This window comes from Anaerotignum sp., from assembly GCF_030625865.1.
GTDB lineage: Bacteria > Bacillota > Clostridia > Lachnospirales > Anaerotignaceae > Chakrabartyella.
In genome coordinates this window covers 1-25140 of record NZ_DAOUQB010000005.1, presented here as the reverse complement: position 1 = coordinate 25140, position 25140 = coordinate 1, and the positions used below count along the sequence as shown (strand labels likewise).

General features: G+C 37.2%; 25 protein-coding genes. 23 read left to right on the top strand and 2 right to left on the bottom strand.

Translation table 11 applies throughout. The features are described 5' to 3' along the window. The first annotated feature begins 265 nt into the window (after positions 1–265). The 12 genes from P9Q65_RS02540 (at position 266) to P9Q65_RS02485 (ending at position 12500) form a co-directional block, all read left to right on the top strand. On the top strand, positions 266–1459 hold the full coding sequence (locus tag P9Q65_RS02540; RefSeq protein WP_304507581.1) for a tRNA-dihydrouridine synthase: 1194 nt from the start codon (positions 266–268) through the stop codon (positions 1457–1459). 15 nt (positions 1460–1474) lie between these two features. Next, positions 1475–2362, top strand: coding sequence for a DUF6282 family protein (locus P9Q65_RS02535; RefSeq protein ID WP_304507580.1), 888 nt, complete (start codon positions 1475–1477; stop codon positions 2360–2362). A gap of 11 nt (positions 2363–2373) precedes the next feature. Next, on the top strand, positions 2374–2703 hold the full coding sequence (locus tag P9Q65_RS02530; RefSeq protein ID WP_304507579.1) for a cupin domain-containing protein: 330 nt from the start codon (positions 2374–2376) through the stop codon (positions 2701–2703). Between the two features lie 45 nt (positions 2704–2748). Then, a complete protein-coding gene (locus P9Q65_RS02525) occupies positions 2749–3468 on the top strand; it encodes an HpcH/HpaI aldolase family protein (protein WP_304507577.1) in 720 nt (239 codons plus the stop codon). An 11-nt stretch (positions 3469–3479) separates the two neighbouring features. Continuing rightward, positions 3480–4544 carry a butyrate kinase gene (buk, locus tag P9Q65_RS02520; RefSeq protein ID WP_304507575.1) on the top strand — a complete coding sequence of 355 codons (1065 nt, stop codon included), beginning with the start codon at positions 3480–3482 and terminating at the stop codon, positions 4542–4544. A 12-nt stretch (positions 4545–4556) separates the two neighbouring features. Continuing rightward, positions 4557–5462 carry a bifunctional enoyl-CoA hydratase/phosphate acetyltransferase gene (locus P9Q65_RS02515; protein ID WP_304507574.1) on the top strand — a complete coding sequence of 302 codons (906 nt, stop codon included), beginning with the start codon at positions 4557–4559 and terminating at the stop codon, positions 5460–5462. Between the two features lie 63 nt (positions 5463–5525). Continuing rightward, positions 5526–6704 carry an aminotransferase-like domain-containing protein gene (locus tag P9Q65_RS02510; RefSeq protein WP_304507572.1) on the top strand — a complete coding sequence of 393 codons (1179 nt, stop codon included), beginning with the start codon at positions 5526–5528 and terminating at the stop codon, positions 6702–6704. Positions 6705–6865: 161 nt separating this feature from the next. Beyond that, on the top strand, positions 6866–8281 hold the full coding sequence (nhaC, locus tag P9Q65_RS02505; RefSeq protein ID WP_304507571.1) for a Na+/H+ antiporter NhaC: 1416 nt from the start codon (positions 6866–6868) through the stop codon (positions 8279–8281). Positions 8282–8651: 370 nt separating this feature from the next. After that, positions 8652–9299, top strand: a complete 648-nt coding sequence (locus P9Q65_RS02500) for a 3-oxoacid CoA-transferase subunit A (protein ID WP_304507569.1) — start codon at positions 8652–8654, stop codon at positions 9297–9299. Positions 9300–9301: 2 nt separating this feature from the next. Then, positions 9302–9949 (top strand): 3-oxoacid CoA-transferase subunit B, encoded by a 648-nt coding sequence (locus tag P9Q65_RS02495; RefSeq protein ID WP_330695151.1) that lies wholly within the window; start codon positions 9302–9304, stop codon positions 9947–9949. A gap of 15 nt (positions 9950–9964) precedes the next feature. Continuing rightward, entirely contained in the window at positions 9965–11143 is a 1179-nt protein-coding gene (locus P9Q65_RS02490) for an acetyl-CoA C-acetyltransferase (RefSeq protein ID WP_304507567.1), read from the top strand. Positions 11144–11321: 178 nt separating this feature from the next. Next, positions 11322–12500, top strand: a complete 1179-nt coding sequence (locus tag P9Q65_RS02485; RefSeq protein ID WP_304507565.1) for an iron-containing alcohol dehydrogenase — start codon at positions 11322–11324, stop codon at positions 12498–12500. A gap of 371 nt (positions 12501–12871) precedes the next feature. Here P9Q65_RS02485 and P9Q65_RS02480 read toward each other — a convergent pair whose 3' ends face one another. After that, on the bottom strand, positions 12872–14296 hold the full coding sequence (locus P9Q65_RS02480; protein WP_304507563.1) for an APC family permease: 1425 nt from the start codon (positions 14294–14296) through the stop codon (positions 12872–12874). Between the two features lie 699 nt (positions 14297–14995). On the opposite strand from P9Q65_RS02480, the gene P9Q65_RS02475 reads away from it, so the two are divergent. Together P9Q65_RS02475 and P9Q65_RS02470 are read left to right on the top strand one after the other, a co-directional pair. Beyond that, positions 14996–15661 carry a B3/B4 domain-containing protein gene (locus tag P9Q65_RS02475; RefSeq protein WP_304507561.1) on the top strand — a complete coding sequence of 222 codons (666 nt, stop codon included), beginning with the start codon at positions 14996–14998 and terminating at the stop codon, positions 15659–15661. Positions 15662–15757: 96 nt separating this feature from the next. Next, entirely contained in the window at positions 15758–15889 is a 132-nt protein-coding gene (locus tag P9Q65_RS02470) for a hypothetical protein (RefSeq protein WP_304507560.1), read from the top strand. 247 nt (positions 15890–16136) lie between these two features. Here P9Q65_RS02470 and P9Q65_RS02465 read toward each other — a convergent pair whose 3' ends face one another. After that, positions 16137–16787, bottom strand: coding sequence for a GntR family transcriptional regulator (locus tag P9Q65_RS02465; protein WP_304507558.1), 651 nt, complete (start codon positions 16785–16787; stop codon positions 16137–16139). 226 nt (positions 16788–17013) lie between these two features. Between P9Q65_RS02465 and P9Q65_RS02460 the strand changes: the two genes are divergently transcribed. From P9Q65_RS02460 to P9Q65_RS02420, 9 genes are all read left to right on the top strand, one after another. After that, a complete protein-coding gene (locus P9Q65_RS02460) occupies positions 17014–18207 on the top strand; it encodes an aminotransferase-like domain-containing protein (RefSeq protein ID WP_304507556.1) in 1194 nt (397 codons plus the stop codon). Between the two features lie 510 nt (positions 18208–18717). Further along, the gene (locus P9Q65_RS02455; protein WP_304507554.1) at positions 18718–19977 is read left to right on the top strand and encodes an MFS transporter; all 1260 of its coding nucleotides are present in this window, start codon (positions 18718–18720) and stop codon (positions 19975–19977) included. Positions 19978–20036: 59 nt separating this feature from the next. Next, complete coding sequence (locus P9Q65_RS02450) at positions 20037–20732, top strand: hypothetical protein (protein ID WP_304507553.1); 696 nt, start codon at positions 20037–20039, stop codon at positions 20730–20732. Positions 20733–20750: 18 nt separating this feature from the next. Beyond that, complete coding sequence (locus P9Q65_RS02445) at positions 20751–20954, top strand: 4Fe-4S dicluster domain-containing protein (protein WP_304507551.1); 204 nt, start codon at positions 20751–20753, stop codon at positions 20952–20954. Positions 20955–20967: 13 nt separating this feature from the next. Next, a complete protein-coding gene (vorB, locus tag P9Q65_RS02440) occupies positions 20968–22047 on the top strand; it encodes a 3-methyl-2-oxobutanoate dehydrogenase subunit VorB (RefSeq protein WP_304507550.1) in 1080 nt (359 codons plus the stop codon). A 4-nt stretch (positions 22048–22051) separates the two neighbouring features. Then, positions 22052–22789 carry a thiamine pyrophosphate-dependent enzyme gene (locus P9Q65_RS02435; RefSeq protein ID WP_304507548.1) on the top strand — a complete coding sequence of 246 codons (738 nt, stop codon included), beginning with the start codon at positions 22052–22054 and terminating at the stop codon, positions 22787–22789. 12 nt (positions 22790–22801) lie between these two features. Then, positions 22802–23347, top strand: coding sequence for a 2-oxoacid:acceptor oxidoreductase family protein (locus P9Q65_RS02430; protein ID WP_304507546.1), 546 nt, complete (start codon positions 22802–22804; stop codon positions 23345–23347). A gap of 144 nt (positions 23348–23491) precedes the next feature. Next, a complete protein-coding gene (locus tag P9Q65_RS02425; RefSeq protein ID WP_304507545.1) occupies positions 23492–24829 on the top strand; it encodes an acetyl-CoA hydrolase/transferase family protein in 1338 nt (445 codons plus the stop codon). Positions 24830–24936: 107 nt separating this feature from the next. Further along, positions 24937–25140: helix-turn-helix domain-containing protein (locus P9Q65_RS02420; RefSeq protein WP_304507543.1), on the top strand; the 204-nt coding region annotated here is incomplete at its 3' end.

Here is a 25140-nt window from a genome sequence, read left to right as displayed (position 1 = left end):
TTTTATTACAATAAAATCGTGTGTGCTATATAAAATATTCTTGGTGAAGCTGTTGTTAATTATCTTGCTAATGCAAGCGATACACCTAAAATAAAGGGGATTGGTGAAGTTTTTTTTGATGAAAGAGTGTGTTTATTTGTGCATAATTTTATAATTTTTCTCTTTACAATTTGCTGGAGAAGAATTATAATAAAATAAATTATTGTAAAATTATTATAAAAAATAGCAAAAAATAGAGTAAATTAAAAGGAGGTTGATTTACTAAATGAAAACCGATATGAGAGTTGAATTTTGTGGATTGGAGCTTAAAAATCCTCTTATCGCAGCGTCAGCTGATTATTCAAGGGAAAAAGACTCATTCACGAGACTAGCTAAATCTGGTGTAGCTGCGATCATTTTGAAATCTGTTACAGACGCTGAAGCATTGCAGGCAAAAAGTATTGCACGATTTGACATTATGGATGTTAAGCAAAATAAAGTGAGAGGTGATATTCCTGAGCAATATACATTCTTTTCACGCGGCGGAAGCATGTTAAAGTTAAGTGAATTTACAGAAACAGCAAAAGAGTATTTAGAAATCGCGAAAGAAAATGATGTTCTATTGATCGGGAGTATTGCTGCAAGTAAAAAAGAAAACTGGGTTACATATGCTAAACATATGGAAAAAATGGGTATGCAAGCGATTGAGCTTAATTTCGGTAATCCACACGGCGAAGCATCTGACGGAAAACTTGGATTTTTAATTGGACAAATTCCTGAACTTTGCTGTGATATTACGAAAGCAGTTTTAGATGCTGTTGATATTCCTGTAATTGCAAAATTAACACCTCAAATTTCAGATATGGCTGAACTTGCAAGTGCGCTTAAAAAAGTAGGCGTTAGAGCAGTTACAGCGATGCACAGGTTTCAAGGCCTTGTTGTGGATCCGATTGATGAGGAAGTTTTTCTTGGGGGATATGCAGCAATTGGTGGAACTTGGATGAAACCTGTTTCACTTGCTAATATCGCTAAAGTTTACAGGCAAACCGGTATGGAAATTTGTGGTAGCAACGGTGTTGATACAGGAAAAGATTTAGTTGAATATATGATGTGTGGAGCTAAAGTAGTTCAAATGTGTTCCACATTAATGTTCAAAGGTGTTGATTCTGCAGCTAAAATCATATGTGATGCGCAAGAAATCATGACTAAAAAAGAAGTGGCTAAGGCAGAGGATATTGTTGGTAGACTTGCGAAAAAAATCATTACATATAAAAACTTAGGAGACCTTCCTAATATTAAATCTGAAGTTGATACTACAAAATGCGAAAAATGTAAGGATAAACCTTGCCTTAGTCGATGCTATTTCTCGGCAATCAGACTTGAAAATGGCAAAGTAGTTGCTGATGATGAAGCTTGCACAGGTTGCGGAATGTGTATCCATATTTGTACTGAAAACGCTGTTAAATTAGTTGAATATTAAGTGGAGGTTGTTGTTATGAATAAAGAAATTTTCAAAGGACTTATTGATTTACATATACACGCGGGTCCATCAGTTATGCCAAGAGAAGTAGATAGTTATGAGATGCTTAAAGAAGCAGAAGAACTTGGTTATAGAGCAATTGTTATTAAAGACCACTTTGCCCCAACAGTTATGATGGCTGATACTTTATCAAAACATGTTTCAAAAAACACGCAAGTTTTTGGTGGTATTGCATTAAATAATTCGGTTGGTGGTTTAAATGTAAAAGCACTTGATGCTGCTTATGCTGCTGGTGCAAAAATATTTTGGATGCCTACGGTTTCAACTAAAAATCACATTGATGCACATTCAGGCGGTCATGGAATTAAATTCCCAAGCTCAAAGGGCATGTCAGTAGCTGAAAAACCTATTGTTTACATTAAAGAAGATGGAACATTAATTGATGAAGCTTTAGAAGTTATCGAATATGCAGGCAAAAAAGAAGATTTAATCTTAGGAACAGGCCATGGTAGCTTAAGAGAAGTTGATGCAACAATTAGAGCTGCTTTTAAAGCTGGAACTAAGCGAATTCTTGTAAATCACCCATTCTATATGATTGGTGCTGATATTGGCATTATAAAAGAATGGTCTGAAATGGGCGCATATATTGAGTTAAATGCAACGGTATTTGTTGAAGATTCAAAGTTCTGTTCTGTATCAACGGATGTTCTTGCTGAAATTATTGAAAAAATTAGTATTGATAATCTTATTGTTGATTCTGATTACGGTCAACTTGGAAACGGAAATGTAAGTGAAGGTCTTTGGAAGTTCATCGAAATGATTAAGAAAAACACAAAAGCAACAGATGAAGACATAGAAAAAATGACAAAGATTAACCCGGCAAAATTACTTGGACTTGAATAGGAGGATTTTATATGTTTAATCAAAATAATTTTAATGAAATGGAATGGGAATTTGTAAGAGAAGGTGTTAAAAGAAAAGTATTTACTGGCGAAGGAGCAACTCTTTCTTTAAATGAATTACAATTTGGGCATACGCCAAAACCACATACACATATCCATGAGCAAGTCGTTTACATTTTACAAGGTGAAGCAGATTTCTTTGTTGATGGCGTTAAACATGAAATGAAAGCAGGGGGATTACTTGTAATTCCATCAAACGTAGAACATTATATTGTCGTAACAAGTAAAGAACCAGTTTTAAACCTTGATGTATTCACGCCCAAAAGAGCAGATTATCTTTAATCAAAAGGAGATGTAGACATGAAACAGAAGCTTAAAGAGCGTGCTATGCTTGGAACCTTTGTAAAACTTTATTCTCCAGCGTTGATCGAAATTTTAGGGTTTAGTGGATTTGAGTTTATAGTTGTTGACATGGAACATTCTAGTATAGATTTTTCCGAGGCGGAAAATCTTGTTAGAGCAGCGAAGGTTGCAAATATTGAAGTGATTCTTAGAATTCCGTATGCAAGAGAGGAACATGTGTTACATACTCTTGATTCAGGTGCAATTGGAGTGCAAATTCCGGGGCTTACAAGTGCAGAGGATACTGAAAATTTTACGAAAAATGGGAAATATTATCCGCTTGGAAATAGAGGACTTTCTTTCAATCAACGTTCCGCAAAATATGGTTTTGCTGAAAAAAATGAATACATAGAAAAGAGCAATAGAGAAGGCATTTTTGTTATTCACATTGAAAACAAAGAGATGGTTGATGAGGTTGAAAAACTTTGCAAAAATCCTCTTATTGATGTGCTTTTTATTGGTCCTATGGATTTAAGCCAAAGCTATCATACAATAGGGCAACCACAAAGTGAACCAGTACGTCATGCTATTGATAAAGTGATTTCTATGGCAAAAAAATATGATAAAACAGTTGGTATTTTTGCTGGAAATACTGAAGAAGCAAAAAAATACCGAGATATGGGTATCAATTATATTGTATGTTCATCTGATATAGGTCATTTTGCAAGTGGAGCAAAAAAAGTGGTAGCAGATTTTAAAAAATAGGAGGTGAAACCATGATTATCGTAGTTAATACAGGGTCGACTTCTACAAAGATGGCTGCATTTAACGGAACTGAATTGTATTTTTCGGGAACAGTAAGACATTCAAAAGAAGAACTTGATAAATTCGAAAAAGTAGTTTTACAAAAAGACTTTAGAATGAACGATATTAACACTTGGATTTTAGAAAACGGAATTAAAAATAGCGATATCGAATGTGTAATTGCAATTGGTGGTTTATTGAAAAAAATGGAGAGTGGCGCTTTTGAAGTAAATCAAGATATGATTGATGATCTTACAGAAGCAAAATATGGTCAGCATGCTGCAAATTTAAGTGCAATTATTGCCAAAGAAATTGCAGACAATGCAGGCGTAAAAGCTTATATTGCAGACCCTATAACTGTAGACGAAATGCAAGAAATTGCAAGAATGTCTGGTCATCCGAATTTTAGGCGTTCGGGAAGATGTCATACTTTAAATCAAAAAAGAATTGCACGACTTGCCTCAGAAGAACTTGGAAAAGCGTATGATGAAGTTAATTTAGTAGTAGCGCATTTAGGTGGCGGTATTTCAATCGTTGCTCATGAAAAAGGCAAAATGATAGACACAAGCTCAAACAGAGGTGAGGGTGCATTTAGTATAGATCGTTCTGGTGCTATCAATTCATGGGAGTTAGCAAATCTTTGTTTTTCGGGTAAATACGAAAAGGACGAAGTTCTTTCTATGTTAAACGGAAGCGGCGGAATTATTGCTTACTTAAATCTTACTGATTTCAAAACAGTTGAAAATCAAAAAAATGCTGGTGATAAATTATCAGGTGAAGTATTTAACGCACTTATTTATCAAGTAACAAAAGAAATTGGCTCTCTTAGCGCAGTTCTTTCCGGTAATGTTGATGCTATCGTTTTAACAGGCGGTATGTCTTATTCAAAAGAATTAGTAAGAATTGTGAAAGAACGAGTAGGATTCATTTCAAATATTTTAGTTTATCCTGGCGAAAACGAAATGTTAGCATTAGCGGAATATGCTGATGGGATTTTGAAAGATACAATTAAAGTTAAAGAATACATAAAAGTATAAGGAGTTTTGAATATGGAGCAGATTAGAAATTTTGATGAGCTTATTGCAAAAGCGAAAGCAAAAGAGATAACAGGTATCGCAGTTGTTTGTCCTCACGATGCAGATACTATTTCTGCTGTAAAAGACGGCATTGAATCAGGCCTTGTAAAGCCTGAACTCTTTGGTGATTCCGACAAAATTAAACCATTACTTAAAGAAGCTGGAATTTCAGAAAATAGTGTATCTATTGTTGATGTAAAAGACACTGAAGGTTCTGTTAAAAGGGCAATCGAAAGTATTAAAAATGGCTATAACAAAGTAATAATGAAAGGCACAATTTCAACACCTGATGTTATGAAACCTGTTATGGATAAAGCAAATGGCTTAAATTCGGGAACTATGTTAAGTCATGTTATTGTTTGCGATATTCCTGGGTTTGGCAGGTTATTATTAAGCACAGATGGCGCAATCAACATTGCCCCAAACCTTAATGAAAAAGCTGCGATTGTAAAAAATGCAATAAACGTTGCACAAAAGCTTGGAGTAGCAGCTCCGAAAGTTGCAATTTTAGCAGCTATTGAAAACGTAAATGTGAAAATGCAAGCAACAGTTGATGCGGCTTGTCTTTCAAAAATGGCTGACAGAGGTGTATTCAAAAATGCAATTGTGGATGGTCCACTTTCTATTGACAATATAATATCAGCAGCTTCCGCAAAGAAAAAGGGTATTAAATCTGAAGTTGCAGGTGCAGCAGATATCATTGTATCTCCAAGCATCGAAGTTGCAAATGTTTTTGCTAAAACATTAAACTACATGGCAGCCTCTACAAATGCAGGCATTGTAGTTGGTGCAAAAGCTCCAATTATTCTACCATCAAGAGCAAGTAGCGAAAAGTCGAAATGGGCATCTCTTGCCCTTGGTGTTTTAATTGCAGACTAATAATAAAGTTTTGGATTTGTAAAGAGAAGATTTATTTATGAATTATTAGTAGGAGGGAAAAACATGAATATTAAGTATGCAGATCGTATGCAGAAGATTAAACCATCCCCAATCAGAGCTCTTATGCATCTTGTTCAACAACCGGGTGTTATTTCGTTTGCTGGTGGCTGGCCGGCACCAGAATCACTTCCCATGGAAGAGTTAAAAGAAATCTCAAAACGAGTAATTGCAAATTACGGAGCTGCAGCACTTCAATATAGTGCAACAGAAGGTTACCGTCCGCTTTTAGAGGTAATTGCTAAGCGAATGAATAAATTTGGGATTGACGTAACTGCCGACAACGTTATGATTACGAGTGGCTCCCAGCAACTTCTTGATTTTGTTGGAAAATTATTTATAAATGAAGGCGACGTTGTGTTATGTGAATCTCCGAGCTATATTGGTGCACTAGGTGCGTTTGCAGGTTACTGTCCGAAATTCGTTGATGTTAAGATGGATGAAGATGGTATGAATATGGAGCATTTAGAAGAATGCATTAAAGCTAATCCTAATGCAAAATTTATTTATACTATTCCTGATTTCCAAAATCCAACAGGAAGATCGATGTCCATTGAAAAAAGAAAAACAATTGTTGCTCTTTCGGAAAAATACAATATTCCAGTTGTTGAGGATAATCCATATTATGAACTTCGTTTTGAAGGCGAAAGGATTCCTCCAATTAAGAGTTTTGACAAAACTGGAATGGTTATTTATTTTGGCAGCTTTTCCAAAACTTTTTGTCCTGGACTCAGAGTTGGTTGGGTTTGCTGTGATCCCGAAATTCGTAGCAAATTTATTCTCATTAAACAAGGTGCAGATCTGCATACAAGCATGTTAAGCCAACTTTTTGTTTATGAGTTTCTAACATCTTATGATTTTGATAAGCACGTTGAAACAATTAAACATATTTATTTAAAACGTAGAAATGCAATGGTTGATACTTTGGAAGAATTATTGCCAGAAGGCTTTACTTGCACACGTCCGCAAGGTGGTATGTTTACATGGGTTAAACTTCGTGAAGGTCTTAATTCAGAAGAAGTTTTTCATAAAACCGTTGAACAAAAAGTGGCATTTGTACCGGGGGATGCTTTCTTTCCCAATGGCGGAGATACAAACCATATTAGATTAAATTATGGTACGATGACAGAAGCGAAGATTATTGAAGGGATTACTCGTTTTGCGAATGTTATAAAAACTTTATAAAAAACAAAAAATAAATAGTGTACTTGTCAGTGAGATATTGATATTTTTAAACGTGTTTGCCATGTCGATGAAGTTTAAAATAAATAATAAATACTTGATTTGGGCAAGTTGTCGATGAATTTTCCACAATTTAAAATACAAATAAGAAAGTAGGAGAAATTATGAAAAATTTAGAAACTACGAAAAAACTAAGGTTTTCACAAGCACTCTTAGTATTAATACTTGTAATTGGCGGCCTTGTGTCAGCAATTAAATTCGGTGTTGGTATTCACATTGGACTTGTTATTGGTTGTTGTATTGCAATCCTAAGTAGCATAATTTTAGGAAACAGTTGGTCAAACGTACAAGACAATATAGCTCATGTTGTTGGATCGTCTGCGAGTACACTTCTTATTTTAATTAGTGTTGGTATGATGGTAGGAGTATGGATTATTGGTGGTACTGTTCCATCATTACTATATTATGGTCTAAAATTATGCTCACCACAAATAATTGTACCATTAACCTTTGTTTTATGCGCAATTACGTCAGTGTTTACAGGTACTTCTTATGGTGCTATTGCAACAATGGGGCTTGCTCTATTCGGCGTTGGTGTTAGTATGGGTATTTCCGCACCATTGATGGCGGGTGCTGTTTGTTCAGGTTCATTCTTTGGTGATAAAATGTCACCTTTATCTGATACTACGAATGTAGCCGCAGATATGTCAGGAACAAAGTTATATGACCATATTGCTTCAATGCTTTGGACGACAGTTCCGGCTGCTCTTATCTGTATTGTATTATACACTGTTTTGGGTTTGCGTTCCGCAGCTGCAAACGCAGACTTATCAAGCATAAAATTAATGTTGGTTACGCTTGATGGTCAATTTAATATCAGTCCGTTAGCATTATTACCAGCATTATTAGTATTAGTTGTTTCTGCTAAGAAAGTACCTGCAGTTCCAGCAATGCTTGGTTGTACAGTAGTAAGTGTTGTGTTTGCAATATGTTTACAAGGCGCTTCTGTTGTTGATGTTTTAAATGCTGCGATGAAAGGTTTTTCTTCAAATTCAGGTCTTGATTTAGTGGATAAAATCCTGTCTCGTGGTGGTATGACATCAATGTTTAGTACAATCGCAGTTATTATTCTCTCAGGAACAATGGGGGCATCACTTGAATCAAGCGGTGTTATTAATACACTTGTTAGCGAAGGTTTATTGAAGAAAGTTAAAAAACCAAGAGGCTTAATTCTTTCAACAATGCTTTACAGCTATACTTTACTTATTATTTCAGGTCACCAGGTTATGCCAATCATTATGGGTGGACGTACATTTAAATCTGCTTACGAAGAATTAAAAATTCAAACACGAGTTTTATCAAGAACTTTAGAAGATACAAGTACAATTGCATCTCCGTTAGTTCCTTGGAGTGCATCTGCAGCTTATATTAATACAGTTCTTGGTGTCGGCACGGCTTATATTCCGTTTGCTTTTTTGGGATTCATAGTTCCTATCATAGCAATTTTCTATGCGTTTACAGGAATTGCAATCTGGAAAAGTGATTCAGTTGCAGAAACTACAAAAGAAATAACAGTATAAATTATGATGGTTAAAAATATTCGCAGTTGACTTTGTTATTCTGAAACAAAATGTTATACTTTTTCCTCCACAAAGGTACTTGCCCAAAATTAAATTGATACGCTAAAACTACCGTTTTTGCGTATATACAAAATATAGACGTTTGTAAAATCTAGTGCTATTAAATTGCAATTATAATCTCTGCTTTGAAAATTTTAATTCCGAGTATAATTGAAATTTCTAAGCGGTGATATGAACTTATTGGGAGCACCAAAAATTGTTGAAAAAAGATACCATGCGGTGAATACTGCATGGTATCAATTCTTTACAGCGGTATAACAAAAATAAATTTTTGTTATACAAAATTGCTTTAATGGGAAGGAGAATTAAATTGAAGGTAACGCAAGTTTCAAGTTTGGATCAATATTTAAAAGACGATATGACAATTATGGTTGGTGGGTTTTTAGGTGTAGGGACACCTGAAAAACTAATTAGTCGTATTGTTAAAAAAGGTTATAAAAATATTACACTAATATGCAACGATACGGCATTTATCGGAAAAGGTGCTGGTAAGTTAATTGAGCATCATTTAGTTAAAAAAGCTATTGTTTCACATATCGGAACTAATCCTGAAACGGGCAGACAAATGATTTCAAATGAGATTGAAGTTAATTTGGTGCCACAAGGAACTTTGGCTGAAAAAGTACGTGCTGGCGGCGTTGGTCTAGGGGGCATTTTAACTGCAACAGGTATTGGCACAGAAGTACAAAAAGGTAAAACAGTAGTTGAAGTTGAGGGCAAGGAATACATTTTAGAAGCACCTTTGCGAGCAGATTTAGCTTTGATTTTTGCATCAGTAGCAGATGAAAAAGGAAATCTCATTTATTATGGTTCAACTAGAAATTTTAATCCAATTATGGCTATGGCGGCTGATACAGTTTTTGTTGAGGCCAAAGAAATCGTGCCTGTTGGAGCGTTAAACCCAAGTGAAATTGTCACACCCCACATTTTGGTGGACTACATCGTAAAAGGAGAATGACTATGAGTGAAAAAGAGATCATAGCGAGAAGAATTGCTAAAGAAATTAAAGATGGTGATGTTGTAAATCTAGGGATTGGCTTACCGACTATGGTGGCAGATTATGTCTCTAGTAATATTGATGTTGTCTTTCATTCGGAAAATGGTTTTATAGGCTTAGATAAAGTCGCAAAACCGGAAGAAGAAGTTGAATATTATGTAAATGCAGGTGCACAACCTATAACAATAAAAGACGATGCAGCGTTTTTCGATAGCGCAATGTCATTTGGAATTATAAGAGGCGGTCATGTAGATATTACAGTTTTAGGCGGTTTGCAAGTAGACGAAAAAGGAAATTTGGCAAACTACATGGTGCCTGGAAAAATGGTTCCAGGTATGGGTGGTGCAATGGATTTAGTTAGCGGTGCTAAAAAAGTAATCGTTGCTATGACACATACAGCAAAAGGGATGCCCAAGATTTTAAAAGAATGTAATCTTCCTTTAACGGGCAGAGGGGTTGTTGATATGATTGTGACAGAACTTGCTGTGCTTGAAATGACAAAAGATGGATTGACATTAACGGAAATACATAAAGATACAACAAAAGAAGATGTTTTGGCAGCAATAGAAGCAGATGTGAATGTGGCAGATTTTTTGAAGACTTTTGGATGATTTAGGAGGATATATATGAGAGAAGTAGTTATTGCAAGTGCGGTAAGAACAGCTATTGGAGCTTTTAATGGTGTGTTTGCAAATGTTAGTGCTGCAGAACTTGGGAAAATCGCAGTTAAGGAAGCATTAAATAGAGCAAACATTGCTCCAGAAGAAGTAGATGAAACGATATTTGGCTGTGTGTTGCAATCTGGTATGTATCAAGGAGTTGCGCGTCAAGTAGCGATTAATGCTGGAATTCCTGTTGAAAAACCAGCTCTTGCAATAAATATGATTTGTGGTTCTGGCTTACGCAGTGTTGCTATGGCGGCGCAAGCTATTATTTGCGGCGATGCTGATGTTGTAGTTTGTGGTGGTACAGAAAACATGACACAAGCACCTTATTTATTAGAGAAAGCAAGAAGTGGTTATCGTATGGGCGATGGTATAGTTGCAGATAGTATGATTAAAGATGCACTTACTGATGCTTTTCATAAATATCACATGGGAATTACGGCAGAAAATGTTGCAGAAAAATATGGGATCACTAGACAAATGCAAGATGAGTTTGCTCTAAGAAGTCAAAATAGAGCCGAAGCGGCTCAAAAATCTGGACGCTTTAATGATGAAATTGTGCCAGTTGTTATAAAATCTAAAAAAGGTGAAACTGTAATTTCTGAAGATGAATTTCCTAAACATGGAATGACTTTGGAAAAATTGCAAAGTCTTAAAACTGTATTTAAAGAAAATGGTACGGTAACAGCAGGTAATGCATCTGGTATTAATGATGGTGCGGCTGCGATTATTGTTATGAGTGCTGAAAAAGCTAAAGAGCTTGGTGTAACTCCGTTAGCAAAAATTAAATCTTATGCCTCGGCAGGAACAGACCCACAAATAATGGGTATTACCCCCATTTATGCGTGCAAAAAAGCTTTGGAAAAAGCCAACTTGACAGTAGAAGATTTAGATTTAATTGAAAGCAATGAAGCATTTGCGGCACAAAGTGTTGCTGTTGCAAAAGAGCTTGGTTTTGATATGGAAAAAGTAAATGTAAATGGTGGCGCAATTGCTTTAGGGCACCCTGTTGGTGCATCTGGCGCAAGAATTTTAGTAACACTTCTCCACGAAATGCAAAAGATTAAATCTAAATATGGTTTAGCAACTCTTTGTATTGGTGGTGGTATGGCAACAACTGTTATTGTTGAAATGCAATAATTTGGGTTGAATATATTTCCTGGAAAATAAGGGTAACCCATTACAAGAAAAAGTAACAAGGAGATAAAAAAGAAAAGCAAATACATATATATGCTTAAGGATCAGGAAAGATAGATATGATGTATGAATAGGTTTTAAGAAGATTTTATTTATAAAAATGAAGTCGGGAGGAGAAAAAATGTTAGGAAATTTCAGTTATTCAAACCCCACAAAAATATATTTTGGAGAGGATTCATTAAAATTTTTGAATGAGGAATTACCTAAATATGGGAAAAATATATTACTTGTTTATGGAGGTGGTTCCATAAAGACAACTGGATTATATGACGAAATTATTAAAATTCTTAGGGACAAGGGCAAAGATGTCTTTGAGGATGCGGGAGTTATGCCTAATCCTACAGTCGAAAAGCTTTATGAAGGCTGTATAAGAGCTAAAGATAACGATATCAATTTGATTCTGGCAGTGGGTGGCGGATCAGTATGCGATTATGCGAAAGCTGTTTCTGTTTCTGCTTATTGTGAAGAAGATCCATGGGAAAAATACTATCTTAGAATGGAGGGGGTTGATAACAAAATAATCCCTGTTGGATGCATTTTGACAATGGTTGGTACTGGGTCTGAAATGAATGGGGGTTCAGTTATCACTAATTATGCTTCAAAACAAAAAATATGTCGTGTTTTTGGTGAAAATGTATTTCCGAAATTCTCGATATTGAATCCTGTATTTACCTATACGGTACCTCAATATCAAATGGTAGCCGGATTCTTTGATATCATGTCCCATATCCTGGAGCAGTATTTTTCTGGGGAAGATGATAACACTTCTGATTACATTATGGAGGGATTATTAAAGTCCTTGATTCACAGTTCCACAATTGCAATCAAGAATCCAACAGACTACGAAGCAAGAAGTAATATTATGTGGACTGCGACGTGGGCGCTTAATACCCTTGTTGCAAAGGGAAAATCAACAGACTGGATGGTACATATGATTGGTCAGTCCATTGGTGGCTATACCGATGCTACGCATGGAATGACGCTGTCAGTCATCTCCTTGCCATATTACCGATTTATTATGCCTTATGGACTTCAAAAATTCAAACGCTATGCAATTAACGTCTGGGATGTAAAGCCAGAAGGAAAAACAGATGAGCAAATTGCAGAAGAGGGTCTTGACCAAATGGAATCCTATATGAAAGAATTGGGCCTTGTGATGAGTGCCCAGGATCTGGGCATTAAGGAGAATATGTTAGATGGCATTGCATCTAGCTCTTTTATTTTAGAAGGCGGATATAAAGCGATTTCTCATAAAGAAATTGTAAAAATTTTAAAAGATAGTATGCATTATAGTCAATAAAATGGACATGTTTTTGGAAGGGCGTGAAAACCAAAGTTTCGGAGGAGAATGAACATCTTCGGCAGTTTACTGGATTGTGTTTTGACCCCAAATTGCCCATGAATAAAATATTGCTACCATAAAGATATTGAAATCAGGATTTTACAGAAGTATCCATCAAGATGAAGGCGACCAAAAACAGAACCACGAGCAAATTGATTTTTGTTGGAATTTTAGGGGCTATGTAAGAATTGTTTATACAAAAAAACAGGCTCATTATCATAAATAAATACATGACGATGAGCTTGTTTTTTATATATTTAGCTTTTCAATTATGAAAGGGAATTTAAATTGCTTTGTTTGATTCATTTTCAAATCAATTTGGGTTCAACTTATTTCTGCTGTTTTTCAGCTGCGTCCATTGCTGCGTATTTAGCTTCTTGTTCTACCCATGCTGGATAAGGAGTACTCATAAGTTCATATAAGTCAATGCCCTGTTTCTTCAAATATGCTTTCCGCAAGAAGAAGTAGAGGTAGAATAACGCTATCCAAACTGCAATTACAATCGTAATCATAGCATCTAATGTCTGAATCAAAGAAATGAGTGTCCAGATTGAAATAAAGAAACCAAGAGTACATACTACTTTAATAATACTGGGTGTTAATTTAAAGTAGGAGTGCTTATAGGAATGAGGATAAGCCTTATGTACACGTGTAGTAGGGATTAAGATGAACATACCACACAAGATAACCAAAAATGAGAAAGCACTGAACAATGTACCAATTGGTAATCCGAATGCAACGATAGCGGAAGCGCCTGCTGCAAAAACAATAACAGAATGAGAAGATACATTCGCTTTGTTTTTATTTGCAAACCATGCCGGAAGCACTTTATCTTCAGCGGCTGCGGCAATCTTGTGAGCAGATGCGATATAAATACCATTAAGCGATGTAAGAATAGCAAATACAGCACCAGCAATGATGAAGTATAGTATTTGGCTGGAGCTCAAAACCAAAGCGGCTGCATCCTTTACGGAGGAGAATTTTTCTGCTGGAAGAATTCCGAGACAAACAATACCAACCGCTATAAATAAAATCAATGTTGCGCCAGTTGATAACACAAAGCAGATAGGTATTGTTTTGCCAGGATTTTTAATTTCATCTGTGTAAGCAGTACAGTCTACAGCACCTTGCAGCGATTGAGAAAGTATAGCTACTGCCGCGCCAAAAGCAGCAATCGAAAGATTCTCAGGTGCAACAACTTTGCTTATGGATACTAATTCTGAAGACATTTTAGGAGTGCCTTTATATATAAACATTAACAATGCGCAAATCAATAACACCACCATGACATTTTGTACAGCAGCGTTGGCAGCTGCACCTTTACATGTGATAAAAGCGAAGATAACTAATGCAGCAATACCTAAGATGCGTGGATCTAATGGAATATAAACGCCAATATACTCTGCAAAAACTGTTGCAAGAGAAGACAAAATCAAAATATAGTTAAATGCGTAAACTACCATTAAGAAGCCTGAAGATGGGTTTACTAATCTGGAAACGTGCTTATATGGAGCGTATGGTGCAGGGATTACAGATGTGGTAAGAACGTTAGGCATATCACGAAAAAGTACCGTGAGGAATGCAAAAACATATGCCCACGCCAAGCCAGTACCCACTAATCCGGTTGCAACTGGGATAGTGCCGAAAACGCCTGCGCCTACGATTGTTCCTGTTGCCATACAAAAAACTGAAAAAATACCCATTTTTTTGCCGACCTCTTTTACTGTCGACGAGTTTCCTTTAAAATCACTCATGAGAGCATACCTCCTATAGGATAGCTATTAATAGGTTTGTCAAGTGCTTAGCAATAAAAATCGGTAGAGAATTTAAATTTTTGCAATAGAAATAAAAGCCATTTGCATTAGGCGCGGTACCATAAGAGAACATTAGAAAGGTGAATTGCTGGATTTTAGTGCAGTGCACAAAAAAGTGTCGAGGGCATCCTTTTTGGAGGGGCTATCGAGGGATTTTGACAAAGTACTATACAAAACAGGTTTTTCAGAATCAAATTTTTCTTATGGCTCGTTGCTTTTGCTAGTGGTTTTAATTTGTTGATATAAATTGTGATTGAATGTTATCTCTTTTTACATAGATATTTAAGACTGGACGCTTTGACTTTATAACATTTGTAGCCATGAAGAGTATCGTTCTCCGTTGTAAATTTGTATGTAGCTTTCTTTGAAAACAAGTGGATTGTAGTGTTACTTTTGCAACTAAAGGATTTCTAGGATTTTGGAGGCAGATACTAACTATACTGTGTTCTGTTTGCTCAACCCTTTCGGCTTGAAAATAAGTTTATACAATATAAATTGTGCAAATTGTGCATTGTGCATCGTGCATCTCGGTGTTATAATATAACAATCTTAAATATCTTGTCAACATATTTTTAAAAATTAACATGAAGGAGAGGAAAAAGTGTGAATTTTTGTATAAATAATCGAGTGTTTGAAAAGTTGCCCAATGTTTGTTTCGGCGTTGTTATTGCAAAGGGCGTAGATAACAAGAAGAAAATTGTGGAGGTTGCACAGTTTTTAGAGGCGGAGACGGTGGCTATCCGTCAGCGTTTAGAAGGTATTAATTTAAAAGAGTATACAGGTGTTGTTCCTTATCGCGAAGCTTTTTTATCATTGGGGGTAAATCCTAATAAATATATGAGTTCAGTAGAAGCATTATCTAAGAGAATAATGAAAGGGAATGACTTACCTCAGATTAACACGATAGTTGATCTTGGAAATGCATTGTCCCTCAAATATATGTTGCCAATGGGTGCACATGATATTGGGAAGATGGATGACTCATTAGAAGTTCGATTTGCAAAGCCAGAGGATGTTTTTGTTCCGTTTGGTGGCGGAGAACCAGAAACACCTGATGCAGATGAACTGATATATGTAAGTGGTAATACGGTTAAAACACGTCGTTGGATTTGGAGACAGAGTGAGAACGGAAAAATTGACGAAGATAGCAAGGATATTCTATTCCCTATAGATGGATTTTTAGATTGCAACGGAGAAGCAGTCAAAGCTGCACAAAGCGAATTAGCGGAATTACTTAAGTCGCTATTTGGGTGTGATGTTGTTACAGGACTGCTAACTAAGGACAACCCATCGATATCGTTATAAAAAAGCACATTGTCGAAAGGAACAGAACCAGTAAAAAGGACATGATAAAAAGAAACCTCCTGTTGTAGAATAAAAACTACAATAGGAGGTTTTCATATGCCAAGAAAAAGAGTTGTCTCGAATTCTGCATTAAATGAAATATTAGAAATCGCAAAGCAACATAAAAAAGCCGTGTCAGAAAATTATCATAAAAGTACAAGAAACTGCATCCCCACAGACCTTGCATAAGAAACAATGGCATCCGTATCCTACCCACAGTCGACCGGCAGTTCCGCTGAAGAGGCTGATGGATGATATTTCGTTTACCTTCTGTTATGGGTACCTTGTGTAGGGGTTTTTTTTCGCCATAATAAAAGACTCCTATGATTTTATTTTAACATAGAAGCCTTTCGTTCGCTCTATTTACTGATTACAGAAAAATTTTCGCAGACTCATTTTTGTAATATGCAGCGCATTCAATATTAAAATGAACAGTTTAGGAGTTTGCTTTGTTGCGCAAATCCCAAATTGGTTTATAATGATGTTCTCGTAAAGCTATAATGACATCATCATGACGTTCTTCCTGAATGGCGCTCAATATCTTTTCATGTTGCTCCAGTCCAAGTACACAACTTTTATAATCTTCCGCTTGGTCATAAACTGAACCAAGAAAGTATAAAGGGAAAATTTGATCAAATTTCGCAAGAAGTCGTTTATTACCCGTTTTTTCAAGTATGCAGCGGTCAAACATATTGGCGTAATAAGTGAAGTCGTATATATTCTTGTCTTTAAAACATTTCTTTTGCGTATCAAGTATAGCTTTCATATCATTGTATAATTTATCGGTTTGATGAACCTCAAGTAAATACTCATAGGAACCTACTATCCAAAATAGCAGCATCTGTGATAATTCAAAGTGATCTCGTTGTGTTAAGGAAACAACACTAACTCCTGTATTAGGGGTTGAGATAACAAGACCTTGGTGTTCCAAAATATTTAGTGCTTCTCGAATTGGAGAATTACTGACGCCCAGTTCCTTGGAAACCTGACCAATGTTTATCTTTGAGCCTGGGGGGTATTCCTGCATGAGAATTTTTTTCTTGATTATTTCGTAGATTTGGTCTTTAATTGTTTGAACTAATGGCATAGAAACACTTCTCTTTCTAGATTCAGTAAACATCTTACTTCATAGGCATCCAATATTATGTTATCTATATTACCTTAAGAATACTGACTTTGTCAAGATTGCACAGAATGAATAGAAATTGTTTGTACGGATTTTCTATTGACATTTTTCTGAAAATAACCTAAAGTATAGAAAGTGCATCGTGCATCGTGCACAATCTCAATTTACTATGATTGGAGGTTTTATAATGGAATATCAAATCGCAAATCGTCTTAGGCATGTCCAAGGTTCTATTATTCGTGAGTTATTTAAACTTGCTAACGATCCAGACATCATCGGCTTTGGTGGTGGCAATCCTTCACCTGAAACTTTCCCCGTAGATGATATCGCTCGTATTGCAGCGGAAGTTTTTGCTTGCAATCCGGTATCTGTGCTACAGTATGGTTTATCTGAGGGGTATCCCGCTTTGCGTGAAACAATGAAAAAGCATCTTTTAAAAACAGAAGGAATTTCTTTTGAAGATAATGAATTGTATATCGTTTCAGGTGGACAGCAGTCTGCCGATCTCGTTAGCAAAACTTTAATCAACGAGGGAGATATCATTATTACAGAAGAACCTGCATTTGTTGGATGTTTAAATACTTTCCGTTCTTACGGCGCAAAACTTGTAGGCGTTCCTGTTAAGCCGGACGGTATGGATATCGAAAAACTAGAAGAAACGTTAAAGTCATATCCACAGGCAAAATTGATGTATATTATTTCTTGCTTCCAGAACCCTACAGGCTTCACCACCAGTGCGGAAAAACGTAAACAAATTTATGAATTGGCACAAAAATATGATGTAATGATTTTTGAGGACAATCCATATGGTGAAATTCGTTTTTCCGGTGAGCATGTACCGCCAATTAAAACTTTGGATGCTGATGGCAGAGTTATTTACACTGGTAGTTTTTCGAAGGTTATGGCGCCTGCTTTTCGTTTAGGATTTATGGTCTTCAATAAAGGTTTATCAGAGAGATTGACGGTTGCTAAACAGTGTGCAGATACACATTCCAATGTACTCTTCCAGTATATTTGTAATGAGTATATGACTAAATGCGATTATGCCGCTCACATTGCTAGTGCTTGTGAGGTATACCGTAAAAAAGCAGACCTTATGTTGGGAGAAATGGAGAAAAAATTCCATCCTGACGTTACATTCAATAGACCGGAAGGTGGACTTTTTGTAATGGCATTCCTTCCAGAAGGTATGGACTCTTTTGAATTTGTACAAGAAGGCATTAGACGTGGCGTAGCGTGTGTTCCTGGTGTTGCATTTGTTGTAGATCAAAGCAAGCCAAGCAGTGGTTTCCGTCTGAATTATTCCACTCCTAGCGATGAACAAATCGTTCGTGGTGTGGACATTCTTGGTAAATTAACATATGAGTGGTTAGACAAATGAAGGAACTTATAGATTTATTCTAATACGTTCCTAAGGTTTTATGTATATATAACGAACAGGGCTTCTTCTGAATTTTTTGAAGCGCAGTTCAATTTTACATATTATCACAAATAGAAAGTGTAAATAATGTTGTAATGCGATCAAGCTGTTTTTTGTAATAAGTAATGAAATAAAAGATTTGATAAAGAAGAGTTTGTAGTCTATGAGCAAGTGAATAGCAACTTTCATAAAGTTGGGGTCATAGGCGAGGTTAGCAAACGAGTATATACTGCCGGTTACTTGCAAATTGTTGCTTGTTTTCCGTAGGGTTTTGCACTCTCTCATTGTTATTTTAATTGATATAGTTGTTTGATTTTAGAATCGGACTTTTTTTATTCATCGTTATTCTCATTGCCAATAGAGGCAGAAAGTCCGACAGGATCTTGAAATTTAATAGCTATGTTAATTTTATAACATAAATTTGCAAGATATATGATGCGTGATATTTCATAGACCAGTGGAGGTATTACAATGGAAAATAACCAAAAAAATATACAGGAGCGTTTTCCTGTAAGAGGTGAGAATCAGCCTTTGCAACAAAACAATATTCGTTGGTTGTATCTAGCGATAGGAACGGTTTTAATGCTTTTTGCAGGTATTATTTATGCATGGTCGATTTTAAAATCTCCTCTGGCAGAAGCGTTTTCATGGGAGCGCCCTCAGCTTGCTTTGAGTTTTACACTGACTATGTGCTTTTTCTGTTTAGGTGGCATGGCAGGTGGTTTGGTAAATCGGCGGTTTGGTGTACGATTGTCATTAATTTTGGCGGCTATACTGGCTGGTGCTGGTTTTGTTTTGACTTCTCGCTTGGGTGGTGAGAGCGTTGGGAAGTTGTATGTAAGTTACGGATTTTTGGCCGGCGGTGGTATTGGTATTGCCTATAACGTAAATTTATCCACGATTGGTGCATGGTTCCCAGACAAAAAAGGTCTGTGCTCCGGAGTACTCATGATGGGATTTGGTGCATCAGCATTGATCTTAGGCAGTTTGGCCGAAAAAATGATAAGTTCTCCTAGTGTAGGCTGGAGAAATGCGTTCCTAATAATAGGTATTGCGTTGTGTGTAGTTCTGTTGGTTTCAGCATTTATTTTACGTGTACCGAACACTAGTGCAGCACCAAAAGGAAACAATGCTGCGGCGTCTACAAATCGCGATTATACTACTTCTGAGATGGTGCGGACATCCTCGTTCTGGCGAGCGTTTGTTTGTCTGATTTTCCTTTCGGCTGCAGGCAGTACAGTAATTTCTTTCGCGAGAGATTTGGTTCTCTCTGTTGGCGCAGAAATATCGCTGGCTACGACCTTGGTTGGCTTGCTTTCGGTTTGTAACGGTCTTGGACGTATTACCACGGGTGCTTTCTTCGATAAGTTTGGACGTCGCAAAACGATGTTGATTGCAAATGCAGTGACGATATTGGCAGCAGGCGTAACGCTACTAGCTGTTATATTTACGTCTCTTCCGCTTTGTATTATGGGGTTGTGCGCAACGGGATTTTCTTATGGTTCTTGCCCAACAATATCCTCAGTGTTTACCTCTGAGTTCTTTGGTACAAAGTATTATGCTGTCAACTTCTCAGTTATGAACTTCAATTTAATGTGTGCTTCCTTTATTGCTGCCTTAGGCAGTGTATTGTTAGCCTCCAGTGGTGGGTACGTGGCACCGTTTGTTTTATTATTGGTGCTTGCAAGTATAGCTATGGTTTTAAATATTAGTATCCGCGATCCAAAGTGAAGTGAAAAAATCACTGAAATTGATATTTCATATAAAAATATCTAAGAAGGAGGTGTGTTATGATGCAAAAATCTGATTGTTATAACTTCATATTCTTAGGAGAAGCAGGTTGTGGTAAGAGTGAGGTTGCGATTAATACCGCATTGCGTTTGGCATCGAAGGGAGACAAAGAAGTACATTTCTTTGATTTAGACATGACAAAACCACTTTTTCGCAGTAGGGACTTAAATCAAGTGCTGAAAGATGCAGGAGTTATTGTACATTTTGTTGAGCAATTTATGGATGCACCAACAACTTCGGGTGGTGTGAATCGTATGTTGAGGGACGATAACTGTTATGTTGTTATGGATGTCGGCGGTGATTACATAGGAGCACGTTCAATCGGTGGTTATGCGCCAGCAATTAATAAGGAAAAAACAGCAGTTTTTTATATTGTAAATCCATATCGACCATGGTCTTTGGATATTGAGCATGTAAATAAGGTATTCGGAGAGATCCTTACTGTTTCCCATATACAACTTGATAAGGTGCAGATTCTTGGAAATCCAAATATTGGACTGGGGACAGGTAAAGAAGAAGTTTTGCGTGGTATATCTATACTTGTTGATATGATTACCCCGTATAAACCGCTTGTAGGACTATGTGTGCACGAGAATATTTCTCTTGATGCGGAACAAGCACGAGGAATGGAAATTTGGCCGATGCATTTGTATATGTCTTATCCATGGGCAGATGAAGAGAATACGTTGGCGTAAACGAAAGGAGGTAAGACAATGGCAAAAGTGGAAATCATTGCGGAACGATGCAAAAGTTGTGGCTATTGCATAAAGTTCTGTCCAAAGCAAGTGCTAGCGATTGGTACGAATGTAAACTCGAAAGGGTATGAATATGTGGAACCTGTAAATGCTGAAAACTGTATTGGCTGTGCAATTTGTGCTCGCATGTGTCCTGATGGGGCAATAGATGTATATAAATAGGGAGGGAAAGAAAATGGCAAGATTATTTATGAAAGGCACGGAAGCTGTAGCTGAGGCTGCTGTTCGTGCTGGTTGCCGGTTCTTTGCCGGCTACCCTATAACACCACAAAATGAGGTGCCTGAATATCTTTCACGTCGTATGCCTGAGGTTGGCGGTGTGTTTATTCAAGGTGAAAGCGAGGTTGCATCTATAAGTATGGTTTATGGTGCAGCATCCGCAGGTACTCGTTCGATGACATCGTCGTCTAGCCCGGGTATCGCATTAAAGAGTGAAGGCATTAGCTACTGTGCTTCTGCACTTATTCCTATGGTGTATTCAAACTTTGCACGAGGAGGCCCTGGTGTTGGTTCGATTCAACCTGCACAACAGGATTATTTCCAGGCTACAAAGGCAAGCGGCAATGGGGGATTCCAGATGATGGTTTTTGCACCTTCGAGTGTGCAGGAAGCTGTTGATTTAACTTATGAAGCGTTTGATTTGGCAGACCGTGATCGTAACCCAGTTTGTATCTTAGCTGACGGTGTTATTGCAACGATGATGGAGTCTGTAGAATTCCCACCGATGAAATCAAATGTAGAAATCGATGCAATCAAGGAATCGAAAAGAGAATGGGCTCTTGTTGGACACGATTTCGAAAAAGAAAAACGTGCTTGGATTGAACCGGGACATTGGCAGACGAAAGATATGCAAAAAGCAAACGAAGATGCAGCGGCAATGTATCTTGAATGGGAAAAAGATATTCGTGTTGAGGAATATGGCTTAGAGGATGCAGAAATTGTTTTAACATCCTATGGTATTTCTGCTCGTGTTGTGAAATCCGCAGTTAGTATTTTAAGAGCAGAAGGCATTAAGGCTGGTTATATTAGACCAATCACTGTAAATCCATTCCCATATGGTGCATATGATCACATTAACTATGACAAATGTAAAGCTGTGTTAAATGTAGAGATGTCTATTCCTGCACAGTTTGGCGTGGACGTAAAGGTTGGTGTGAAGGATCGTTGTCCGATTGAACACTGTCTATGCTCCGGCGGCAACATTATTAGCCGTAATGCAGTTTTAGATGCGGCAAAGAAAATCATGAAGGGATGAGTGTATGCAAAAGATATATACAAGAACAAAAACAATTCAGCAAGATAAAGTTTCTGGCTTCTGTCCGGGATGTATGCATTCTACAATCATAAAGCTTATTGGTGAAGTATTAGAGGAGCTAGATGTTGTCGATAGGACAGCTTGTGTTCTTGGCATTGGTTGTTGCGGTTTACAGATGGACTATATGGCTTATGATAATTCAACGGCACCACATGGTAGAGCGTGCGCTACTGCAACAGGTGTTAAAAGATCTAACCCGGAATCTCTTGTTTTTACATATCAGGGGGATGGCGATTTAGCATCTATCGGTCTGGCAGAGACTATGTCTGCTGCAAACCGTGGTGAAAATATTTCTGTTATTTTTGTAAATAATGGTATTTATGGTATGACAGGTGGCCAGATGGCACCAACAACCTTGATTGGCATGAAGGCATCAACAGCTCCAAAGGGTCGTATCGCAGATGAGCATGGTTATCCAATGCATATGTGTGAAATTTTGAATCAACTTACAGCACCAGTTTATCTTGAACGTACAAGCTGTAATAATCCTGCAAACACAATGAAAACAAAGAATGCCATTAAAAAAGCGTTCCGAAACCAGCTTGACGGCAAGGGTTTCTCTATGGTGGAAATCGTAACAAGCTGTCCAACAAACTGGGGCTTAGATGCACTGGCTAGTTTAGAGTATATTGAGGAAAAGATGCTCCCGGAATTTCCGTTGGGTGTTATTCGAGACCGCTAAGGAGGAAAGAGTATGGAAACAAATTTATGCATAGCCGGCTTTGGCGGACAAGGTGTAATGACAATGGGTAAATTCCTTGCAGATGCAACTTGTAATGCTACAGAAAAAAAAGTAACGTTTTTCCCTTCCTATGGTGCGGAGCAACGTGGTGGTACAGCAAACTGCTATGTAGTTATTTCTGATGAAGAAATTGGTGCACCGTTGGGAGATGTGATGGATGATCTTGTTGTTATGAACGCTCCATCGCTTGCAAAGTTTTTGCCAATTTTAAAAAGTGGCGGAACACTTTTCATTAATAGCTCTATCGTGAGTGACGATATCTCTCGTTCGGACGTGAAGTTGGTTAAAGCGCCTGTTACAGAAATAGCGTTAGAGATGGGCAATGCAAAGGTTTTGAACGTCATTATGCTTGGTGTTTATGTGGGATATACGGAAGTTCTCGAACCTGAGGTTGTTTGGGAGACGATTAAACATAAATTGTCAAGCAAACCAAAGTTATTGCCATTAAATAAAGAAGCATTTGAAAAGGGCTTGGTCTTAGGTCATAGTCAAAAGTAAAAATGCTTTAAAATGGCACACTTGCTTGTGAATCAGGTGTGCCATTTTATTTATTTTCAATTAAAATTAGAGATGCTGTTGGAAACTTCGTTCTAGCTAGTATCAAAAATATACAGTGTAATTTCATGAATGGAGGTCAGAGATATGGATAATTACGCATTATATAAAAGCAAGCTGCGTACCCCAGAAGAAGCGGTAAAGATTGTAAAAAGTGGAGATTGGGTAGATTACAGTCAAACCTGTTCTTTCCCAGAAGCACTTGATGCAGCTTTGGCTGGTCGCAGGGGTGAACTGAAGGATGTAAAAGTACGTAATGCCATTGCTATGAAGCCTGTTCAAGTAGTAGAGCAGGATCCAGAACAAACTGCATTTACATACAATGCTTGGCATTGTTCAGGGATTGATAGAAAATATGTAGATCAAGGCAGAGCTTACTATAATCCTATGTTATTTAGAGATTGTGGCAGTTATTATTCAAAGGGTTTTGCTCCAGTTAATGTTGCAATGATTTCTGTAACACCTATGGATAAACATGGATATTTCAACTTTGGCCTTACAAACTGCTGTATGCAGGAAATGCTTGATGCTGCTGAACATATTGTCCTTGAGGTAAATGAACATATGCCAAAGGTATATGGGATGGAAAATGACCATATTCACATTTCTCAAGTTGATTTTGTGGTTGAGGGTGGCAAAGGCATGAGTTTCTCGCCGGCAGGAACAGCAACTGGGATTGATAAACAAATTGCAGGAAATATTTTTCCTTATTTAAGGGACGGAATTACATTGCAGATTGGTATCGGTGGTATGCCGAATGCTTTAGGCGGATTAATTGCAGATTCTGACTTGAAGGATTTGGGCATGCATACGGAATTGATGAGCGATGGTTATTTGAAACTCTATCAGGCTGGAAAAATTACGAACAGTAAAAAAGAACTTAATCGAGGCAAGGGCGTGTTTTCCATCTGTTCTGGTTCGCAAGAATTATATGACTTCTTAGATGAAAATCAAGACATTCTTTCGGCGCCTATGTATTATGTAAATAATCTTATGACGATTCGTCAGTTTAATAATTTTGTTTCCATTAACGGTTGTGTTTCCATGGACTTGTATGGACAGGTTTGTTCGGAGTCTTCGGGCACTCGTCATATCAGTGGTACTGGCGGTCAGTTGGACTTTGTAACAGGTGCTCATGTATCAAAGAACGGTAAGGCCTTTTTGGCGATGGCGTCAACATTTACTGACAAGCAAGGAATTGTTCATTCCAGAATCAATTCGAAGTTTACGAAAGGTGATATCATCACAACACCTCGTACACAGACGCCTTATATGGTTACGGAATATGGTGTGGCCGAATTGCTTGGTCGCCCAACATGGCAAAGAGCAGAAGCGATTATTTCCATTGCACATCCGGATTTTCGTGAATCTCTGATTCAGAGTGCAGAGGAACAAAAGATTTGGAGACGTTCGAATAAGCGTTGATATAGACATTTGCGGGTGAATATTGAAAATAGAACAATTAAAGGTCTTCTATGACAAAAAATCATAGAAGACCTATTATTAGAAAAAAGTGGAAAGGAGTTGTAATTATGCGTGATGATTTTGATAGACTTTTAGAACAAGAATTGAAAAATCCTGAATTTCAAAAAGAATGGAATGTTCTTGAGCCAGAGTTTAATATCATTCAAGCAATGATAGATGCTAGAAAAAATAGTCACCTTACACAAAAGGAGCTTGCACAAAAAACCGGCATTAACCAAGCAGACATCAGCAAACTTGAAAATGGCAATGCA

Bases quoted from the DNA above. Each gene is read 5' to 3' on its own strand.
- P9Q65_RS02540 (WP_304507581.1), top strand. From the start codon at position 266: ATGAAAACCGATATGAGAGTTGAATTTTGTGGATTGGAGCTTAAAAAT.
- P9Q65_RS02535 (WP_304507580.1), top strand. From the start codon at position 1,475: ATGAATAAAGAAATTTTCAAAGGACTTATTGATTTACATATACACGCG.
- P9Q65_RS02530 (WP_304507579.1), top strand. From the start codon at position 2,374: ATGTTTAATCAAAATAATTTTAATGAAATGGAATGGGAATTTGTAAGA.
- P9Q65_RS02525 (WP_304507577.1), top strand. From the start codon at position 2,749: ATGCTTGGAACCTTTGTAAAACTTTATTCTCCAGCGTTGATCGAAATT.
- buk (WP_304507575.1), top strand. From the start codon at position 3,480: ATGATTATCGTAGTTAATACAGGGTCGACTTCTACAAAGATGGCTGCA.
- P9Q65_RS02515 (WP_304507574.1), top strand. From the start codon at position 4,557: ATGGAGCAGATTAGAAATTTTGATGAGCTTATTGCAAAAGCGAAAGCA.
- P9Q65_RS02510 (WP_304507572.1), top strand. From the start codon at position 5,526: ATGAATATTAAGTATGCAGATCGTATGCAGAAGATTAAACCATCCCCA.
- nhaC (WP_304507571.1), top strand. From the start codon at position 6,866: ATGAAAAATTTAGAAACTACGAAAAAACTAAGGTTTTCACAAGCACTC.
- P9Q65_RS02495 (WP_330695151.1), top strand. From the start codon at position 9,302: ATGAGTGAAAAAGAGATCATAGCGAGAAGAATTGCTAAAGAAATTAAA.
- P9Q65_RS02490 (WP_304507567.1), top strand. From the start codon at position 9,965: ATGAGAGAAGTAGTTATTGCAAGTGCGGTAAGAACAGCTATTGGAGCT.
- P9Q65_RS02485 (WP_304507565.1), top strand. From the start codon at position 11,322: ATGTTAGGAAATTTCAGTTATTCAAACCCCACAAAAATATATTTTGGA.
- P9Q65_RS02480 (WP_304507563.1), bottom strand. From the start codon at position 14,296: ATGAGTGATTTTAAAGGAAACTCGTCGACAGTAAAAGAGGTCGGCAAA.
- P9Q65_RS02470 (WP_304507560.1), top strand. From the start codon at position 15,758: ATGCCAAGAAAAAGAGTTGTCTCGAATTCTGCATTAAATGAAATATTA.
- P9Q65_RS02465 (WP_304507558.1), bottom strand. From the start codon at position 16,787: ATGCCATTAGTTCAAACAATTAAAGACCAAATCTACGAAATAATCAAG.
- P9Q65_RS02460 (WP_304507556.1), top strand. From the start codon at position 17,014: ATGGAATATCAAATCGCAAATCGTCTTAGGCATGTCCAAGGTTCTATT.
- P9Q65_RS02455 (WP_304507554.1), top strand. From the start codon at position 18,718: ATGGAAAATAACCAAAAAAATATACAGGAGCGTTTTCCTGTAAGAGGT.
- P9Q65_RS02450 (WP_304507553.1), top strand. From the start codon at position 20,037: ATGATGCAAAAATCTGATTGTTATAACTTCATATTCTTAGGAGAAGCA.
- P9Q65_RS02445 (WP_304507551.1), top strand. From the start codon at position 20,751: ATGGCAAAAGTGGAAATCATTGCGGAACGATGCAAAAGTTGTGGCTAT.
- vorB (WP_304507550.1), top strand. From the start codon at position 20,968: ATGGCAAGATTATTTATGAAAGGCACGGAAGCTGTAGCTGAGGCTGCT.
- P9Q65_RS02435 (WP_304507548.1), top strand. From the start codon at position 22,052: ATGCAAAAGATATATACAAGAACAAAAACAATTCAGCAAGATAAAGTT.
- P9Q65_RS02430 (WP_304507546.1), top strand. From the start codon at position 22,802: ATGGAAACAAATTTATGCATAGCCGGCTTTGGCGGACAAGGTGTAATG.
- P9Q65_RS02425 (WP_304507545.1), top strand. From the start codon at position 23,492: ATGGATAATTACGCATTATATAAAAGCAAGCTGCGTACCCCAGAAGAA.